The organism is Bradyrhizobium sp. UFLA06-06 (assembly GCF_054820065.1).
This window is the reverse complement of record NZ_JADFUD010000024.1, coordinates 61385-79810: the sequence shown is the minus strand read 5'-3', so window position 1 is coordinate 79810 and position 18426 is coordinate 61385. Positions and strand designations below refer to the sequence as shown.

General features: G+C 64.1%; 17 protein-coding genes. 10 read left to right on the top strand and 7 right to left on the bottom strand.

What is annotated here, in order from left to right; genetic code table 11:
• Window positions 1–35: 35 nt before the first annotated feature.
• Together IF803_RS21440 and IF803_RS21435 are read left to right on the top strand one after the other, a co-directional pair.
• Window positions 36–1160: a methionine ABC transporter ATP-binding protein gene (locus tag IF803_RS21440; protein ID WP_461193378.1), complete on the top strand. Its 1125-nt coding sequence runs from the start codon at window positions 36–38 to the stop codon at window positions 1158–1160.
• Window positions 1150–1815 carry a methionine ABC transporter permease gene (locus IF803_RS21435; RefSeq protein WP_461193377.1) on the top strand — a complete coding sequence of 222 codons (666 nt, stop codon included), beginning with the start codon at window positions 1150–1152 and terminating at the stop codon, window positions 1813–1815. The genes IF803_RS21440 and IF803_RS21435 overlap by 11 nt, the downstream gene beginning before the upstream one ends.
• Before the next feature lie 13 nt (window positions 1816–1828).
• On the opposite strand, the gene IF803_RS21430 is transcribed toward IF803_RS21435, so the two are convergent.
• A complete protein-coding gene (locus IF803_RS21430) occupies window positions 1829–2779 on the bottom strand; it encodes an aliphatic sulfonate ABC transporter substrate-binding protein (protein WP_461193401.1) in 951 nt (316 codons plus the stop codon).
• A gap of 384 nt (window positions 2780–3163) precedes the next feature.
• Between IF803_RS21430 and IF803_RS21425 the strand changes: the two genes are divergently transcribed.
• Together IF803_RS21425 and IF803_RS21420 are read left to right on the top strand one after the other, a co-directional pair.
• Complete coding sequence (locus IF803_RS21425) at window positions 3164–3946, top strand: MetQ/NlpA family ABC transporter substrate-binding protein (protein WP_461193376.1); 783 nt, start codon at window positions 3164–3166, stop codon at window positions 3944–3946.
• Between the two features lie 28 nt (window positions 3947–3974).
• Window positions 3975–4751 (top strand): MetQ/NlpA family ABC transporter substrate-binding protein, encoded by a 777-nt coding sequence (locus IF803_RS21420; RefSeq protein ID WP_461193400.1) that lies wholly within the window; start codon window positions 3975–3977, stop codon window positions 4749–4751.
• Here the strand turns inward: IF803_RS21420 and IF803_RS21415 are convergent.
• A complete protein-coding gene (locus IF803_RS21415) occupies window positions 4733–6193 on the bottom strand; it encodes an LLM class flavin-dependent oxidoreductase (RefSeq protein ID WP_461193375.1) in 1461 nt (486 codons plus the stop codon). The two genes, IF803_RS21420 and IF803_RS21415, sit on opposite strands and share 19 nt — an antisense overlap.
• 30 nt (window positions 6194–6223) lie before the next feature.
• Between IF803_RS21415 and IF803_RS21410 the strand changes: the two genes are divergently transcribed.
• The 3 genes from IF803_RS21410 (at window position 6224) to IF803_RS21400 (ending at window position 8767) form a co-directional block, all read left to right on the top strand.
• On the top strand, window positions 6224–6481 hold the full coding sequence (locus tag IF803_RS21410) for a hypothetical protein (protein ID WP_304497031.1): 258 nt from the start codon (window positions 6224–6226) through the stop codon (window positions 6479–6481).
• Between the two features lie 129 nt (window positions 6482–6610).
• Window positions 6611–7936 (top strand): O-acetylhomoserine aminocarboxypropyltransferase/cysteine synthase family protein, encoded by a 1326-nt coding sequence (locus tag IF803_RS21405; RefSeq protein WP_028338461.1) that lies wholly within the window; start codon window positions 6611–6613, stop codon window positions 7934–7936.
• A gap of 33 nt (window positions 7937–7969) precedes the next feature.
• Complete coding sequence (locus tag IF803_RS21400) at window positions 7970–8767, top strand: MetQ/NlpA family ABC transporter substrate-binding protein (RefSeq protein ID WP_461193374.1); 798 nt, start codon at window positions 7970–7972, stop codon at window positions 8765–8767.
• Between the two features lie 95 nt (window positions 8768–8862).
• Here the strand turns inward: IF803_RS21400 and IF803_RS21395 are convergent, their stop codons facing one another.
• Complete coding sequence (locus IF803_RS21395; protein WP_461193373.1) at window positions 8863–10251, bottom strand: FAD/NAD(P)-binding protein; 1389 nt, start codon at window positions 10249–10251, stop codon at window positions 8863–8865.
• A gap of 581 nt (window positions 10252–10832) precedes the next feature.
• Here IF803_RS21395 and IF803_RS21390 point away from each other — a divergent pair.
• Window positions 10833–11492: a TetR family transcriptional regulator gene (locus tag IF803_RS21390; protein WP_461193372.1), complete on the top strand. Its 660-nt coding sequence runs from the start codon at window positions 10833–10835 to the stop codon at window positions 11490–11492.
• A gap of 9 nt (window positions 11493–11501) precedes the next feature.
• On the opposite strand, the gene paaZ is transcribed toward IF803_RS21390, so the two are convergent.
• Both paaZ and paaG read right to left on the bottom strand, forming a co-directional pair.
• Window positions 11502–13529: a phenylacetic acid degradation bifunctional protein PaaZ gene (gene paaZ / locus IF803_RS21385; protein WP_461193371.1), complete on the bottom strand. Its 2028-nt coding sequence runs from the start codon at window positions 13527–13529 to the stop codon at window positions 11502–11504.
• Between the two features lie 118 nt (window positions 13530–13647).
• A complete protein-coding gene (gene paaG, locus IF803_RS21380) occupies window positions 13648–14445 on the bottom strand; it encodes a 2-(1,2-epoxy-1,2-dihydrophenyl)acetyl-CoA isomerase PaaG (protein ID WP_411781476.1) in 798 nt (265 codons plus the stop codon).
• Window positions 14446–14696: 251 nt separating this feature from the next.
• On the opposite strand from paaG, the gene IF803_RS21375 reads away from it, so the two are divergent.
• Together IF803_RS21375 and IF803_RS21370 are read left to right on the top strand one after the other, a co-directional pair.
• A complete protein-coding gene (locus IF803_RS21375) occupies window positions 14697–15737 on the top strand; it encodes an AraC family transcriptional regulator (protein ID WP_461193370.1) in 1041 nt (346 codons plus the stop codon).
• A 357-nt stretch (window positions 15738–16094) separates the two neighbouring features.
• Entirely contained in the window at window positions 16095–17213 is a 1119-nt protein-coding gene (locus IF803_RS21370) for a branched-chain amino acid ABC transporter substrate-binding protein (RefSeq protein ID WP_411781473.1), read from the top strand.
• Between the two features lie 154 nt (window positions 17214–17367).
• On the opposite strand, the gene IF803_RS21365 is transcribed toward IF803_RS21370, so the two are convergent.
• Window positions 17368–17772, bottom strand: coding sequence for a GFA family protein (locus IF803_RS21365; RefSeq protein ID WP_411781472.1), 405 nt, complete (start codon window positions 17770–17772; stop codon window positions 17368–17370).
• A 48-nt stretch (window positions 17773–17820) separates the two neighbouring features.
• Complete coding sequence (locus IF803_RS21360) at window positions 17821–18399, bottom strand: TetR/AcrR family transcriptional regulator (protein WP_028338469.1); 579 nt, start codon at window positions 18397–18399, stop codon at window positions 17821–17823.
• Between the last annotated feature and the right edge of the window lie 27 nt (window positions 18400–18426).

The following is an 18426-nucleotide window of genomic DNA, read 5'->3' as shown; positions in this document are numbered from 1 at the left end:
GGCGACCGAAGCCATTTCCCAATTGGACCGACCGAATGAATATACATCAATCCCTGACGACGGCGCAGCCTGTTGCGCCGCTGCCGCCCATTCCGCTCGCTCCCAACGCGAGCGAAGCCATGATCCGCTTCGAGGCGGTCTCGAAGGTCTATCCGGCCTATCGCGACAAGCCGAGCGTGCATGCCCTGCAGGCGATCGACTTCGCGATCCCGCGTGGCTCGATCACCGGCGTGATCGGTCGCTCCGGCGCCGGCAAATCGAGCCTCGTCCGTCTCATCAACGGGCTTGAGAAGCCGTCGAGCGGCCGCGTCGTCGTCGATAACAGCGAGATCTCGGCGCTTGCCGGCCGCGAGCTCCGTCTGGCGCAGCGCTCGATCGGCATGATCTTCCAGCACTTCAACCTGTTGTCGTCGCGGACGGCGGCGGACAATATCGCCTTGCCGCTCGAGATCGCCGGCTGGTCCAGGGCTGACATCGCCGTCCGTGTGGCCGAGCTGCTCGAGCTCGTCGGCATTGCCGACAAGTACGATCGCTATCCGTCCGAATTGTCCGGCGGCCAGAAACAGCGCATCGGCATCGCCCGCGCGCTGGCGACACGGCCGAATGTGCTGCTGTCCGACGAGGCGACGTCGGCGCTCGATCCGCAGACCACGCGTGCGATTCTGGATCTGCTGGCCAACATCAATCGCGAGCTCGGGGTCACGATCGTGCTGATCACCCACGAGATGTCGGTTGTCCGCCAGCTCGCCAAGGAGGTTGCGGTGATCGACGGCGGCCAGGTCGTCGAGCGAGGTCATGTCGCGGAGATCTTCACGCATCCCCGGCATCCGGTCACGCAGGTGTTCCTTTCCGAGGTGATCGGGGACAGTGTTCCGGTCTCGCTGGCGAGCCGCCTTTCGCCGCAACCGGTTGCAGGCGGGCAGGCGGTCCTTCGCGTGCAGGTGCGCGGCACCGAAGCCGGCGACACCGTGGTGGCGCGGCTTTCGCGCGAGTTGTCCCATGACGTGGCGCTGCTGTCGGCCCGCATCGACGAGATCGGCGGCCAGCACGTGGGTTCGCTGATCCTCGGCATTCCCGGCGGTGAAGCCGCGGCCAGGCAAGCCCTGGCCTATCTTTCTCAGCATGACATTCTGGTGGAGCGTCTCGGCTATGTCGCGTGAACTCATCAACCTGATCGTTCAGGCCACGGGGGAAAGCCTTTTCATGGTCTCGGTGGCCGCGCTGGTTGCGACCGCGCTGGGCCTTCCGCTTGGCGTCTTCCTGGCGACCAGCCGGAAAGGGGAGTTGTTCGCCGCGCCGTCAGCCAATGGCGTGCTCGGCGTCATCGTCAATGCGGCCCGCTCGACGCCGTTCATCATCCTGGTGGTTGCGATCATTCCTTTCACGCGGCTGATTGCCGGCACCTCGATCGGATCGGGCGCGGCAATTGTGCCGCTCACCATCGCGGCAACGCCGTTCATCGCCCGTCTGGTCGAGGCAGCGATCCGCGAGGTCGATGCCGGTCTGATCGAGACGGCGTCCTCGTTCGGTGCAAGCCCGTTGCAGATCGTGTTCAAGGTCCTGATCCCGGAGGCTTTGCCGGGCCTGGTGCTGGCCCTGACGCTCGCGGTGGTCAGCCTGCTCGGCTACTCTGCAATGGTAGGGGCCGTCGGCGGCGGCGGCCTCGGCGACCTCGGCATTCGCTACGGCTATCAGCGCTTCATGCTCGAAATGATGCTTGCGGTCGTCGTCGTTTTGATCGCACTGGTTCAGACCGTACAGACCGCCGGCGATTATCTGGCGCGCCGCGTCAATCGCCGCCTGCGCCACCGCTAAAGGTGCGGCGGCGTCACGATCCCTTCGGCGCCCAGATCTTGACGTCGCCGGTATCGACCTTGCGTGGCAGCAGACCTTCGGCCGTGAAGGTATCGGCGATCCGCTGCTGCTCGGAAAGGCCGGCCGGGGTGACCACGCCGACCTTGTAGGAGCGATGGCTGTTGGCCTCCTCCACCGTGGCGGCGTCGATGCCCCACAGGCCGGCGAGCAGCGCCGCGGCGTCTTTCGGATTGGCTTTGACCCAGGTGCCGGTTTCGACCAGCCTGGCAAAGATGACATTCAGTGCATCGGCCCGCTTTTCGGCGAACGCGGCCGACGCGAGATAGTAGCGCTTGTAGCTTGCGAGCCCGCCGCTGCCGTCGGTCAGGACGCGCGCGCCGGACTGGCGTTGCGCGCTGCTGAGGAACGGATCCCAGGCGACCCAGGCATCGACATTGCCGCTGACGAACGCCGCGCGGCCATCCGCCGGCGTCAGATAGGCCGGCGTGATGTCCTTGAAGGTCAGCCCGGCCTTGGCAAGTACCGCAAGCAGCAGGAAGTGGCTGCCCGCGCCCTTGGTGACGGCGACCTTCTTGCCCTTGAGATCGGCCGGCGACTTGATCGCGGATTCCTTCGGCACCAGGATCGCCTGCGCCGATGGAGAAGCGGCTTCCTCGGCGACGTAAGCGAGCTTGGCGCCGGCGGCCTGGGCGAAGATCGGCACGGTGTCGGCGACGTCGGCCCCGAAATCGATGCTGCCGACATTGATGGCTTCGAGCAGCGGCAGGCCACTGGTGAACTCGTGCCAAGACACGGTGATGCCGAGCGGCGCCAACGCCTTCTCCAACGCGCCGTTGGTCTTCAGGATCGCGGTCAGCGTCGACGATTTCTGGTAGCCGATCCGGATTTCCTCGGCGGCCGCAGGCCGAACCAGCGAGGTCATCGCGAGCAGCCCGATGGCGGCGACAGCAAGACGGCGCGACATCGCAGCCGCCGATGATGCGGCCTGCGCTGGCGGGATGGGGCGGGCAAAGATGGGCATGGTGAGACGTCCTAAACCGGTTCGATCTGTTGTCATTTGTGTGCAATCGGAGCGCCGGAGGCAATCGCGGAGAAATCGCCCGAACGAGTGCAATTTTCTCTGCAAGCGAAGTCAGCGAGAAAAGTATTTTTGGCGCGCGCGTTGCGGCCGGGATCAGCAGATAGGTCGCTCGCTGCGCCAAAATGCCCGGCCGCCTCCATTCTCTTTTCATCGCGGCCGCAGCAGTGGCAACTCGTCATGCGAGAAAATTTGGATTCTCATTTCATTGATTTCGTCCCCGGAGCGGGCGATGAGCTTGATGACGATTTCAGTTCCATGGAGACTAGGATGTTGCTTCGATCCATTTTCGCACTTGCAGGCGTTGTTGCGATCTGGTCGACCGCCGCCGCGGCCGAAACAATCAAGATTGGTGTGACGCCCGGGCCGCATGCACAAATCCTCGAGGCCGTGAAACCGATCGCGGCGAAGAGCGGGCTCGAGCTTCAGCTCATCGAGTTCTCCGACTATGTCGTTCCGAACGCCGCGCTCGATGCCGGCGACATCCAGGCCAACTCGTTTCAGAACCAGCCCTACCTGGACAACCAGAAAGCCGATCGCGGCTACAAGATCGAGCAGGTGGGACTGACGGTCAATTTTCCGATCGGTGTCTATTCGCGCAAGCACAAGAGCTGGGCCGACGTTCCTGACGGAGCCAAGGTCTCAATTCCCAATGATCCGACCAATGGCGGCCGGGCGCTGCTTCTGCTGCGCGACAAGGGCGCGATTAGGCTGAAGAGCGATGTCGGCTTCAAGCCGACTGTCATCGACATCACCGACAATCCCAGGAAGCTGAAATTCGTCGAAGTCGACGCAGCCCAGGCGCCCCGGGCGCTCGACGATGTCGATGCGGCGGTCATCAACACCAACTACGCGACACAGGCCGGTCTCGATCCGGTCAAGGATCCGATCCTGCACGAGGATCCGAAAGGGCCATACGTCAATCTGATCGCGGTTCGCTCCGCCGACAAGGACAAGCCGTGGGTCAAGATCCTGGTCGATAGCTACCACACGCCGGAGATCAAGGAATTCGTCCAGACCAAGTTCAAGGGCGCGGTGCTGCCCGGCTGGTAGTTGCCGCTCCAATTGCTGAGGGATGATGATGCGTATTCTGATGACGGCGGTTGCCGCGGTAACGCTCCTGGTCGGCACCGCTAGGGCCGAGACGGTCCGGGTCGGCGTCACGGCCGGACCACATGCCGAGATTCTCGAAGTCGTCAAGAAGGTGGCCGCGGGCCATGGGTTCGACATCAAGGTGGTCGAATTCACCGACTACGTGATCCCGAACCAGGCGCTCGCGCTCGGGGATCTCGAGGCCAATTCGTTCCAGCACGAGCCTTATTTGAGGAACCAGATATCGAAGACCGGCTGGAAGATCGTCAAGGTCGCCAACACGATTGCGTCGCCGCAAGGTGTCTACTCGTTGAAATACAAGAAGCTGGCCGATCTTCCGGATGGCGCCCGGGTGGCGATCGCCAACGATCCTTCCAATGGCGCGCGCGGCCTGATGATCCTTGCGCTGCACGGCGTGATCAAGCTCAAGGATCCCAACAACGTCGCGTCGACCATTGCCGACATCACTGACAATCCGAAGCATCTGCGCTTCGTCGAGCTTGATGCCGCGCAGCTGCCGCGTTCCCTGCAAGATGTCGATCTGGTCTCGATCAACAACAATTATGCGGTTCAGGCCGGGCTCAATCCCGCCACCGATGCAATTGCCCGCGAGGCGGCTGATGGCCCGTGGGTCAACATCGTTGCCGTGCGCGAGGCGGACAAGGACAAGCCCTGGGTCAAGCAGCTGATCGATGCCTACCATTCCGAAGAGGTCAAGGCATTCCTCGAGAAGCGCTTCAAGGGCACCTACATCGCAACCTGGTGACGGGCGTTGATCGCCCATCGCCAGGAGGTTTCCAGGCTGATCTTTTCGGCGGCCTCGGTGCGCGCTGCCGTCGAGGCGCGGCGGAAGCCGGCGCCGGGATGCGTAGCGTCAAGATAGGGACCGCGTCCGGGGAACAGCTTCTCGCGGAGCGTGCCCTCGCGATAGGCTGTCTTGTAGACTCCGCGTGACTGCAATTCCGGCACGACGAGGTCGACGAATGACGTCAGCGATTCCGGCGCGACGAGGCGGAACAGGTTGAAGCCGTCGACGTCGGTTTCGTCGGCCCAGGCGATCAGCTCGTCCGCCACGTCCTGGGGTGAGCCGACCACGAATGGCGAGCGTGCGCCGACCCGGCTCAGCGTCGCGAGATCGCCGACCTTGACCGGCCGGTCGCTCCGCAACGTGAAATTCTCGACCATCGACTGGATCGCGTTGCTCTCGACATATTGTACCGCCTGATCGGGACGATAGTTCGAGAAATCGATGCCGGTCCAACCCGAGAGCAGGGCCAGCTGGCCGGCTTGATCAACATACCCTGCGTACTCCTCGAGCAGATCGTTGGCTTCCGCGCGCGTCGGGGCAACGATCACGGTTGCGCCGGCGAACAGGCGGATATCATGGGGATCGCGTCCGAACGCCTTGGCCGCCTCCCTGATCTCGCGTACGGCGCGGGCCAGAATGGGCTTGGTCTGGCCGTTGAGGAAGATCGCCTCCGCGTGCCTCGCCGCGAAGGCGCGGCCGCGCTTCGAGGTTCCCGCCTGATACAGCAACGGTGCGCGTTGTGGCGACGGTTCGGCGAGGTGGATGCCGTCGACCCGGTAATGAGGTCCCTGGTGCCGCACATTGTGGATCCTTGCCGGATCAGTGAACACGCGCGCTGTTCGGTCACGGCGGACCGCACCGTCCTCCCAACTGCCTTCCCATAGCTTGTAGGCCGCCGTGAGGAATTCCTCGGCCGCCTCGTAGCGTTCATCGTGCGCGCGGTTGGCCTCAAGACCCATTCCGCGGGCGCCGCTATCGAGATAGCCGGTGACGATGTTCCAGCCGATCCGGCCGCGAGTGAGATGATCGAGCGTCGAGAAGCGGCGGGCGAACTGGTAGGGATGTTCGTAGGTGAGGTTGGACGTGATGCCGAAGCCGAGATGCTTCGTTGCGTAAGCCATGGCGGAGACGAGCAGGGTCGGCTCGGCGTTCGGCAACTGAACGGCGTGACGCAGCGCGGTCTCAGGACTGCCGCCGTAGACGTCATAGATGCCGAAGACGTCGGCCAGGAAGACGCCGTCGAGCAGGCCGCGTTCGGCCGTTCTGGCATAGTCCACCCAATAGTCGAGCGAGTTGTAGTTAAGTGAAGTGTCGCGCGGATGCGACCAGAGGCCGGCCCAGTTGTGGCTCGGCGCCATCATGTTGAACGCGTTGAAGCGAAGCTCCTTCGGTCTGGTCATCGCGTGATTCCGCCAATTGAGGACTGAGAGGTGATTTATCACGTCAGCTGCGCGGCTTTATTTTCTATTCGGAGAGACAGGATCAAAATCGTGCTCCGTCGCCGATCCGGCGCAGCAGAGATTCGTTTGTTCGACTTCGTCGTGCTGTTCGAAATGACGGCATGCGCGACATTGCGTACCGATTTGCAGGCGCGATCAGCAGATGGCCCATCAGCTCCGCTGAGCCGTTCAAACCGGCGGCGCAGTGAAACAAATGTTACGCGATCGGCGCAACGGCTGAAAAATTAGCGACGCCATCAGACGCGCCGTCAGCACGCTCATCGCTATTTTCTCCGATGTCTCGACAGTCGCGGACGCTGCTGCGCATCATTCTTTGCCTTTTGATGCTGGGTCCACGGATTTCAGGAGATTTTCGAGATGCCGATCGAAACCAAGAATGTCGAGACGCTCGCCTTGCATGGCGGATCGTACCGGTCCGACCCGGCGACCGGCGCCGTCGCCGTTCCGATCTACCAAACGACGTCCTTTCAATTCGAGAATACCGATCACGCATCGCGGCTGTTCGCCTTGGAGGCGATCGGACAGATCTACACCAGGATCAAGAACCCGACGGCTGACGCGTTCGAGGAGCGCTTGGCCGCGCTGGAAGGCGGCGTTGGCGCACTGGCCGTGGCGTCAGGCCAGTCGGCGACGGCCTACGCGATCTTCAACATCGCGCAAGCCGGCGACAATATCGTCTCATCGACCGATCTGTACGGCGGCACCTGGACGCTGCTGTCGCAGACGCTGAAGCAGTTCGGCATCGAGGTTCGCTTCGTCGATCCGGCCGATCCGGAAAACTTCCGCCGGGCGACCGATGCGAAGACCCGGGCCTACTTCGCCGAGACGCTGCCGAACCCGAAGCTCAACGTCTTCCCGATCAGGGAAGTCGCGGATATCGGCCGTTCGCTCGGCGTGCCGCTGATTCTCGACAACACCGCCGTCCCGCTCATTGCGCGCCCGTTCGAGCACGGCGCGGCGATTGTCGTCTATTCCGCGACAAAGTATATCGGCGGCCACGGCACGTCGATTGGCGGAGCGATCATCGATGGCGGAAATTTCGACTGGGCGGCGCACGCCGAGCGGTTCCCGCTGCTGACGCAGCCGGACGATGCCTATCACGGCGCGATCTGGACCGAGGCAGCCAAGCCGCTCGGTCCGATCGCCTACATCCTGCGCGCACGCGTGAAGCTGCTGCGCGATCTCGGCGCCGCGGTCGCTCCCCAGAACGCATTTCAGTTCATCCAGGGACTGGAGACCTTGCCGCTGCGGTTGCGTCAGCACAACGAGAACGCGATCAAGGTCGCGAACTTCCTGGCACGGCATCCCGCCGTTTCGCATGTGATCTTTCCCGGACTGCAGAGCGGGGAGGACCGGCGCCGCGCCGATCTCTATCTGAAGGGCGGCTATGGCGGGCTGGTCGGCTTCGAGCTGAAAGGGGGCGTCGAGGCCGGCCGTCGTTTCATCGATGCGCTGAAACTGTTCTATCACGTCGCCAACATCGGCGATGCGCGCTCGCTGGCGATCCACCCGGCATCGACCACCCATCAGCAGCTGAGCGCCGCGGAGCAGCTCGCGGCAGGCGTGACGCCCGGCTACATCAGGCTTTCGGTCGGCATCGAGCATCCCGACGACATCCTCGCCGACATCACCCAGGCATTGGCCGAGGCTGAGGCGGGAAGCAGCGGCCGCAAGGCGGCCTGATCGATCCCAGAAGACGGAGTTGAAACCGAGACCATGAAGACATTGTTGCGCCTGGCGCAGGCAGCTGGCGTGCTGCTTGCCATGACTGCGGCCGCCGTTGCGGACGAACCTCTCAAGATTGCGACCAGCGCCGGCCCGGTCGGTCAGCTGGCTGCCTTTGCCGCCAAGCTCGCCAAGGACAAGGGGCAGGACGTCAAGATCGTTGAGCTGTCGGACTGGGTCGCGTTGAACGAGGTGGTGAACAGCGGCGACGTCGACGCCAATCTGTTCCAGCACGCCACCTATCTCGCGATCCAGAACAAGCAACGCGGTTTCAACCTGATCCAGGTCGACAAGGTCGGCGTGATCGCGCCCGTCGGGCTGTTCTCGAGGAAGATCAAGTCGCTCGACGAGATCAAGTCCGGCGACAGCGTTGCGATCCCGAACGAGCCGCTCAACGGCGCGCGTGGCTTGATCCTGCTCGAACGCGCCGGACTGATCAAGCTGGCGCCGGGCAAGGGTTTTTCGGTGAGCCGGTTTGATATCATCGAAAATCCCAAGAACCTGAAGATCGTCGAGCTCGATCCGGCGCAGACCTACCGGTCGCTCGACGACGTCACGCTTGCGCTCGTCAATATCACCTATCTGATACCGGCCGGCGGTGATCCGAAGTCGGCGCTGGTGATCGACCGCACGGTCGATGACGGTCTCGTGCTGCGCTTTACCGCGCGGCCGGACAAGAAGGACGATCCGCGCCTGAAGGCCTTCATCCAGGTCTTCAACTCGCCGGAGGTCAAGCACTTCATCGAGGAGAAGCTGCCGGCGTTCATTCCGGCCGGTTTCGGCAGCTAGAGCGTTGTCGAGCGAAGTGGACGCCGGTTCGCGTGAAGAGGCGCGTCGGAACAAAGGGCTGGAGTTTCGGTCTTGATTCAATCAGAGCCGAAGCCCTAAAAGCGCGCGGGGGATGCGAGTTGCCGCTCCTCGTCGGCGCGAACCAGCAGAGCGGCAAGCTCGGCGCATTGGTTGCGGATGTCGGGAATTGCGCTGATTTCCCAGAACGCGGCGCGCGTGAGCGGGCCGACGGCATACAGGCGGCGTGAGGGGACGCCGTCGTGACCGATGATTGCGCAATTGCGATCAGTTTCTATGCCGATGCGGAGCGGATCGACGCGCGCCAGGCCAAGCTCGAGCAGGCTGCGCACCGCGGGATTGGCGGTTGCGCGCGGATCCTTGACGATGCCGGTGCAGTCGACGATGGCGCCGACATGCATGCGATGGAGCTTGGTCTCGCCGCGTCGCCGGTAACTCACGGTCGCGCCTGTCCGGTCGGGCTCGGCCGAGATCAGCTTCGCGGCCATCGGGGTGAGCCGGCCTCCATAGATCGCTTCGGTGATGCGGACCTCCACTTCCGGCGCCATCCGATGCCGATGCACGTCCCACCAGGCGCGTGCGTGCTCGAGGAACCGGCGCTTGGACGAAAGCGGGAGCTCACGCCACAGCCGCTGGGTGTGGGGGCGAAGCCCGTCGATGACGCTGCGCCAGTCGCCGCCCGCTGCGATGTGCCGGTCGATGCGGCCGCGAAGCCAGCGAAGCAGGCTGCCGATTCCGGAGCCGAAGGGGACCTCCGCCTCCTCGATGCGTACGGCGTCGACCCGGCGGTGCGGTTTGGCGAGAAGGCCCCGCCGCGACATCGCAACGATCGGCCCGCGATGTCCGTCGCGCAGCAACGACAGCACGTAATCGACCATCGTCAAGCCCGTGCCGAGGATCAGGACGGTCGCGTCGTCGGCGATCGCGGCGGCAGACGGTGCTGCCCAGGGATCGGCATGACCCGGGCTGTTCGCGCGTGGATCGTGCCCGGTTGCGAGAACGACGATGTCGCCGATCAGCTGCCGGCCGTCGTCGAGGCTGGCGGTGACGTCGCCTCGCCGTTCGCGGAGGGCGATGCACCTGCCGTGCACGATCGACAGGCGTTGGATGTCGGCCTGATCGGACGCCTGTTGCTCGAGCAGACTGGCAATGTAGTCGCCAAAGATGCGCCGCGGCACGAAGCAATAGGGATCAGGGCAGAGCGGCGCGTCCGCCCCGCGCGAGATCAGCCAGTGCCAGAAATGATCCGGCTGGTCGGGCAGCGCGCTCATATTCGCGACCCGTACATTGAGCAGATGATCCGGATTGCCGGTATGATAGGCGATGCCGCGCCCGATGTCGGGACGCTGCTCGATCAGGCTGACGCGGACATCGTCCGTCGGTTGACGCAGTAGCTGGTGCGCCAGCAGGACGCCGCTCGCGCCCCCGCCGACGATGATGACGTGACGCGCTCGAGGAGCTGTCATGTTATCGCTCTGTGCGTGATCCGGCCGCACGACATGCGCGGCGTGGGCAGACTGACGTCAGCGTGGCGATGGATCACATCTGCCGCGGTCTCGATTGGGCATGCGTCAAGGCAACCAGCAATCAGCCGTGAGGACCAAACAGAAAGAGTTCGTGCATGTCCTTGCCGTCGGGGTTGGCAGCGCGCGCCAACCGCCGCTGCCATCTCTTCAGCCGGCGGGCTGCGCGACGAAGGACGTGGAGCCAAGAGGATGTCCGCACCCAGAGTCTCCTTCGCATTCCGAGCCGTTCGACGAACGATAACACGCCCCTGTTCGGGACGCGCGCGAAACTCGGCGGCGTCGCGAAGTTTGCAATCAGACGCGCATGGCGAGGCGTCTTGCAGCAGAGAGATGCTCTCGCGACGCGGCGCCAGGAAAATTCATTCCGGGCAATGTTGCCCGATCGCCGAGCTTGTGGAATTGTCCGACCGGATGGTCAATAAATGGCGGTTTGGAGGCAGGCTGTAGTCCCGGAACTTTGCGACTATTGACTGACATCCCTGGACGATGGCCGAACGGCCGCCTGGTGGAACGGACAAGACATGGCCCGATCGCGCGCCAAGGACTATGACGACAAGCGCCTCTCGATGCTGCATCGCTCGGCCAAGCTGTTTGCCGCATCGGGATATGTCGGCACGTCGATGAACACCATCGCCGACGCCTGCGGTGTCTCGAAGGCGCTGCTCTATCACTATTATCCCGACAAGGAAGCGATCCTGTTCGATATCCTGTCGTCGCATCTCGCGAAGCTGGTGGCGGCGGTCCGCAAGGCGAGCGCACAGGCCGGCGATCCGGTCGCACGCTTCAGGACGATCGTTGCGACCCTGCTCGAGCTCTACCGGCATGCCGACGCCGAGCATCAGGTCCAGATCTCAAGCCTCAAGCTGTTGCCGAAGGACAAGCAGCAGCCGCTGCTCGCAAGCGAGCGGATCCTGGTCGGGATCATGTCGGATGCACTCGCCGCCGCAGTACCGGCGGCGAAGCAGAAGCGCGCACTCAAGCCGCTGACGATGAGCGTCTTCGGCATGCTGAACTGGCATTACATGTGGTTCCGCGAGGGCGGGCCGATGACCCGCGCCGAATATGCCGGTTTCGTCGCGCAGCTCGTGCTGGCCGGCGCCGACGATGCCGCGGCCACCGTCACTCGGCCGCGCGGCAGGGCCAAATCGGCCGGCCGCAGCCGGCAGGCCGAGTTGCTCTGACGCGGGCCGTTAAGCCCGCATCGCATTCATCGTCAGTAGCTCATAGGTCGCCGCGGTTTCGCCGGTGCTGGTCGTGATCTCGACGTCCCAGCGTACCTCGCCATATTGCTTGTTGCGCGGCATCTTCTCCTTCGCGGTCAGCCGCACCTGGATCTGTTCGCCGGGCTGGACGGGTTTGACGAAGCGCAGCGAGTCGAGGCCGTAGTTCGCCAGCACCGGCCCGTAGTCGGGATCGACGAACAGGCCGGCGGCAAACGACAGCAGCAGGTAGCCATGCGCGACGCGGCCCGGGAAGAACGGATGCCCCTTGGTCGCTTCCTCGTCCATATGGGCGTAGAAGGTGTCGCCCGTGAAATGCGCGAAGTGCTCGATGTCGTCGAGCGTGATCTGCCGCGACTTCGAGACCAGCGTGCGGCCGATCTCGAGATCGTCATAGTGATAGCGGAACGGGTGGAGGTCGCCTTCGAGCATCGGGCTGCCCTTGAACCAGCGGCCGGTGACGCCGCTCAGCATCGCCGGCGAGCCCTGCAACGCGGTGCGTTGCATGTAGTGCTGGAGGCTGCGGACGCCGCCCAGTTCCTCGCCGCCACCGGCCCGGCCGGGGCCGCCGTGAACCATCTGCGGCATCGGCGAACCGTGTCCGGTGTGCTCGCTCGCGCAGTCGCGATCGATGATCGCGACGCGGCCGTGAAAACTGCCGATGCCGAAGGCTAGTTCGGTCGCGGCCGGGATGTCGTGCGTGTAGATGGATGCGACGAGGCTGCCGCCGCCGCGATTGGTCAGCGCGATGGCCTGATCCAGATCGTCGTATCCCATCACGGTGCTGACAGGGCCGAACGCCTCGATCTCGTGGACTGCGGTTGCGGCGAGCGGCTTCGCACAATGCAGCAGCAGCGGCGGAACGAAGGCGCCGCGCTTCGCGTCGGCATCGAGCAGCGCGAAGTTGCCGGGATCGCCGGCCACCAGTTCGGCTTCGGCGCGAAGCTTCGCGACATGGACAAGCACATCGCTGCGCTGGCCGAGCCCGACCAGCGGCCCCATCCTGACCTTGTCGTTCTCGGGATTGCCGATCATGACCTTGGCCAGACGGTCGCGCAGCGCCGTGATCACGGCGTCGAGCTGCGCCGATGGCACCAGCGCGCGGCGGATCGCGGTGCATTTCTGCCCCGCCTTGACCGTCATCTCCTTGGCCACTTCCTTGACGAAGAGGTCGAACTCCGGGCTGCCCGGTACGGCGTCCGGAGCGAGGATTGCGGCGTTCAGCGAATCCCGTTCGGCGATGAACCTGACCGCCTCGCGCGCGATGACCGGATGCCGCTGCAGTTTTTGCGACGTGTCGGCCGAGCCTGTGAAGGACACCACGTCCTGGCAGGTCAGATGGTCGAACAGGTCGCCGGTCGTTCCGACGATGAATTGCAGCGCGCCTTCGGGCAGCACGCCGGATTCGGTGATGATCCGGACCAGCTCGTAAGCGACATAGGAGGTGACCGTCGCGGGCTTGGTCACGACGGGCACGCCGGCCAGCAGCGCGGGCGCCAGCTTCTCCAGCATGCCCCAGCACGGGAAGTTGAACGCGTTGATGTGCACGGCGATGCCGTGCAGCGGCGTCATAATATGCTGACCGGCGAATGCGCCACCCTTGGAGAGCCCTTCGACATTGCCGTCGAGCAGGAATTTGCTGTTCGGAAGCTCGCGGCGTCCCTTGCCGGCATAGGCGAACAACGTGCCGATGCCGCCGTCGACGTCGATGACAGCGTCGGTGCGGGTTGCGCCCGCATGGAACGACAGCTTGTAGAGCCGGTCCTTGTGCTGGGTCAGATAGTCGGCGAGCGCCTTCAGCAAGCCCGCGCGCTGGTGGAACGTCAGTTTTCCAAGATGCTTGCCGCCGACCGCGCGGCCATAGGCGAGGATCTCGCGCATGTCGAGATCGCTTCCGGTCGTGACCGCCACCACATCGCCGGTGACGGCACTGTGAACTTCGGCTGCCGGTTCGCCCGGGCCGGACCATTTTCCGCGCACGAAACTGTCGAGCTTCATGACGTTGTCCGCCGTCCGTGCACCGCTGGATTGAGGCTGTGTCATCGCAATTGGACCTTCTGACTTGTGATCAATGATGCGTCTCGCCTTGGCGGCGGAATGTTCAATCGGAAACGTTTCAATCCTTGGCTCGTCCGACAAAGCGCGGGGCGCGCTTTTCGAGAAAGGCGGTGACGCCTTCGGCATAGTCCGCCGACCGGCCGGCACGGCCCTGCAGCTCGCGCTCGAGATCGAGCTGCGCATCGAGCGTGTTGGTCTCGGAGGCATCGAGCGCCCGCTTGATCAGCGCAAGACCATCGGTCGGCTGTGTCGCAAGCGAGGCGGCGAGGGCGTGGGCCTCGGCCATCAGGTCGGAATCCTCGACCACCTTCCAGATCATGCCCCATGTCTCCGCCCGCTCGGCGGAGATCGGCTCGGCGAACATGGCCAGTGCGCGCGCTCGCGCGCCGCCGACGAGCCGCGGAAGCAACCAGGTGCCGCCGGTGTCAGGGACGAGGCCAAGCTTGGCGAAGGCCTGGATGAACTTGGCCGACCGCGCGGCGATCACGATGTCGCAAGCAAGGGCCAGGTTTGCGCCGGCGCCCGCGGCGACCCCGTTGACGGCGCACACGACCGGCATCGGAATGCCGCGCAGCTTGCGCACCAGCGGATTGTAGAATTTTTCGATCGGTGCGGAGAGGTCCGGCGTTTCGCCGGGCGTGAACACGCCATCGGAAAGATCCTGCCCGGCGCAGAATCCGCGTCCGGCTCCGGTCAGGATCAGCGCGCGGCAGGACTTGTCCTGTTCCGCCGCGATCAGTGCGGCCATCAGTGCGGCGTGCAGATCGGCGCTGAAGGAATTCAGGCGATCGGGCCTGTTGAGCGTCAGGACGCGATATCCGGCGCGGATATCGGTCAACACCAAATCGCTGACCATGATGACCTCCCGTTGCGGCTTCTGACGGCCGAAAGGTTGCGTGACGTGGGCTTGGATTACTATTGACCGTCCGGTCAGTCAATTATAATCCGCGTAACGGCATGGATGACGACGTCGGGCAACATCGAGCGAGCACGATTTCGGTTGCGATTTCAGACCCGACAAGAACGTCAGGATGATCCGGCGCGCATCGCCTGTCTGCAGCAAAAGTGCCGATACGTAAGCACGGTCCCGTGCACTCGAGCGGTGTCATGCTGCCACAAATCGGCCGCATATCGGCGGCGACCTCCCGCCGCCATAAGGATCAGCCGATGACGATGCAGTCGCCGGATATCACCGGGTTTCGGTTCTCGACCGCGGATTTCGGCGAGCGCGACCGCTTGCCGATCTTTCGCGAGCAGATCGGGCGGATGATCGTGAAGCTCGATCCGGAGCCGCTGAGCGCCGGCGCGTTCCATGCCGAAGCCAATGTGCGCGAGCTGCCTGGGCTCGGCATCGGATCGTGGGCGTGCAGCAACCTCAAGATCGCACGGCCGCGCGAGCTGCTCGACGGCAATGACGACCTCGTGCTGACGATCATCACGAGCGGCAACACCCGCGCATCGCAGCGCGACCGCGACATCGAGCTCGGCCCGGGGCAGGCCGTGCTGCAGTCGAGCGCGGAGGCCGGCAACATGGCGGTCCCGGTCTCGCCGAGCCGTTTCGTCGGTCTCAGGCTGCCGCGCAAGGCGCTGGCAGCGCTGGTCCGCGATCCCGAGGACATGCTGGTCCGGCCGTTGCCCGCGAACACCGAGGCGATGCGCCTGCTGGCGCTCTACATCAGGGAGCTTGACGACAGCTACCTGCTCGCGACGCCCGAACTGTGCGGCGCCGTCGTCCGGCATCTGGTCGATCTCGGGGCGTTGATCATCGGCGCGAACCGAGATGCGGCGGCTGCCGCGGAAGACGGCGGGCTGGCGGTCGCGCGGCTCGCCGCGGTCAAGGCCGACATCAACGATAATCTCAGCTATGGCGATCTCACCTTGCCTGCGGTGGCCGCCCGGCTGAGGCTTACGCCGCGCCATATCCAGCGGCTGTTCGAAAGCGTCGGTTCGACGTTCTCGGAATTCGTGCTCGGCCAGCGCCTGGCGCGTGCGCATCATTTGCTGACCGATCCGCGCCACAGCGGCAGCACCATCGGTACGATCGCATTCGAAGTCGGGTTCGGCGATCTGTCCTACTTCAACCGCACCTTCCGCCGGCATTACGGCGTGACGCCGTCGGATATCCGCGCCGTGCCGCGGCGCTCCTGACCGAATATCGCAATCTCCCTGAGAGGGCGTCGGGTCGTTGCCTGCGGTTCGCTGCAACCCGGCGCGCGCCAGATCTGTTCGATCACCCGTCGGCGGCGCGCTGCAGACAGCGCTCTGTGTGCTGTCGCGCACACAGGATCGCCGCCAATCGTCCGCCGCGGGCGATTTCAGACGTCAATGCACGACAACGTGTTTCACATTGTTGCCCGATGTCGCATATGTCCAATCCCCCGTCGCCCCAGTCCGAGCCTGCCAATCGTCCCGCGCTTAAAAGGCAGCCTCCCGGTGATCGTTGCAATCGGCGGATTCGTCGATTGCGATGCATTGAGGCGACTTGAGACCATCGAGGAGAATGTGATGAAGTTTGCACTTCGAGGATATTTTCTTGCGCTCGGCGCGAGCCTGGCCTTGTCCGGCGCCGCCATGGCACAGGATATCAGTGTTGGCGTGGTCGGGCCGATGACCGGCTCCGAGGCGAGCTTCGGCCAGCAGTTCAAGAATGGTGCTGATCTTGCGATCGCCGACATCAATGCGGCGGGTGGCGTGCTTGGCAAGAAGCTGAAGCTGGAGGTCGGCGACGATGCCTGCGATCCGAAGCAGGCGGTGTCGGTTGCCGAGAAGATGGCAGGTGCGAGGATTCCGTTCGTCGTTGGGCATTTCTGCTCATCGACCTCGATTCCTGCGTCGGACGCCTATGCCGAGGGCAATGTGCTGCAGATCACGCCGGGCTCGACCAATCCGCAATTCACCGAGCGCGGGTTGTGGAACACGTTCCGTGTCTGCGGCCGGGATGACCAGCAGGGCACGGTCGCGGCCGCCTACATTATCAAGAACTACAAGACCAAGAACGTCGCGATCATCCACGACAAGACGACCTACGGCAAAGGCCTTGCCGACGAAACGAAGAACGCCATCAACGCCGCGGGCGTGAAGGAAAAGCTCTATGAGGCCTATACCAAGGGCGATAAGGATTTTGCTGCCCTGGTATCCCGCTTCAAGAAGGAGTCGATCGATTTCGTCTATGTCGGCGGCTATTATGCCGAGGCAGCGTTGATCCTGCGCCAGATGCGCGAGCAGGGCGTCAATGCGGTGCTGATGGGCGGCGACGCCCTGGTCGACAAGCAGTTCGCCGCGATCGCAGGTCCGCTCGCCGAAGGCTCGCTGTTCACCTTCTCGCCCGACCCGCGCAAGAAGGCGACCGCGGCCGCGACCTTGAAGAAGTTCAAGGACAAGGGCATCGATCCCGACGGCTACACGCTCTACAGCTACGCCGCGTTCCAGATCTGGAGCCAGGCCGCAGCCCGTGCCCAGACCACGGACGCCAAGAAGGTCGCGGCGGCCATCAAGGCCGGAAGCTGGGATACTGTGCTCGGCAAGATCAGCTACACGCCGAAGGGTGACATCACCCTGATCGACTACGTCGTGTACCGCCGCGACAAGGACGGCAACTACGCCGAACTGCCGGCCGGTCAATGATCGCCCGAGCGTTTTCGAGCGAACCGGATACCGGTTCGCGTGAAGAAAACGCGTCAAAGCGAAATCGAGAGCCTCCGTTCCGATGCAATCGGAACGGACGCAACCCTGGCCAGGCTGAATCGTTTCCCGCTGCGCCCGTGACCGGCGCATCCGGTCACACGTTCCGGGCAAAGCGCGCAGCGCCGGGGATCGGCGTGAGCCATTCGACGGCGCGATCGGTATAGATCTCGGCTTGCGGCTGCAATCCTTCCATGCTGTCGAGCGTGCCGGCTTTCACCACGACCTTGCCGGGCATCAATGCGGTCTTCGCAAGCAGAGGGGACCCGCAGCGCCCGCAGAAATGACGATCGACCGGATGGCCGCTGTCGCCCTTGTCGACGAACACCACCGTCTCGCCCGACTGCTGGTAGTCGGCTTCGCGGATCACGAGGTTGAACGAAAACAGGCTGCCGCTTTGCCGCTGGCAATGTGTGCAATGACATATCGCGATGCTCCGCGGTTCGCTCTTGAGCGTGTAACGCACCGCGCCGCACAGGCAGCCGCCGTTCCGTTCCTGCATGCTGGTTTCTCCCTTACGATGACGCCGTCGCCGGACAAGGACGCCGCCTCAGGCGTCGCCAATCACGGCATCGATGAATGTGATGGCGGATTCCCTCAACTGCTTGCGGCTGTATCCGGCGCGCTCCATCACGGCGAGTCCGCGCGTGAACGTCACGATGACGCGCGCCAGCCGGTTCGCATCGGCCGGGCTGCGCCTGTTCGGCGCCGCGCTGATGGCCTTGCCGACCAGCTGCTCGAGCCGGGTAAGCACGTCCAGCACGCGCTGGCGCACGTCCGCGCTCGAAATGGACGCGTCGAGCGCGGTGCGCGTCGTCAGGCAGCCCCGCTGCGGCGTGCCGTCCGTCATGTTGACGATGATCATGTCAAAGAAGCTCCTCAGCCTCGCTGAGGTATCGCCCTGCGCCAGCGCGCTGCCGGCCGCGTCCAGGAATTGCGCGGCATACTGATCGAAGGCGCGCAGGAAGATCGCTTCCTTGTCGCCATAGGCGTTGTAGAGGCTGCCGCGCTGGACGCCGGTCGCGGCCGCGAGGTCCTGCATGGTCGCATCGTGCAGGCCCTTGCGCCAGAACACGTCGAGCGCGGTCGCGATCATCTCGTCCTCGTCGAACTGACGCACGCCCACCATTCGATCTACTCCATCGGGTCATTCTTG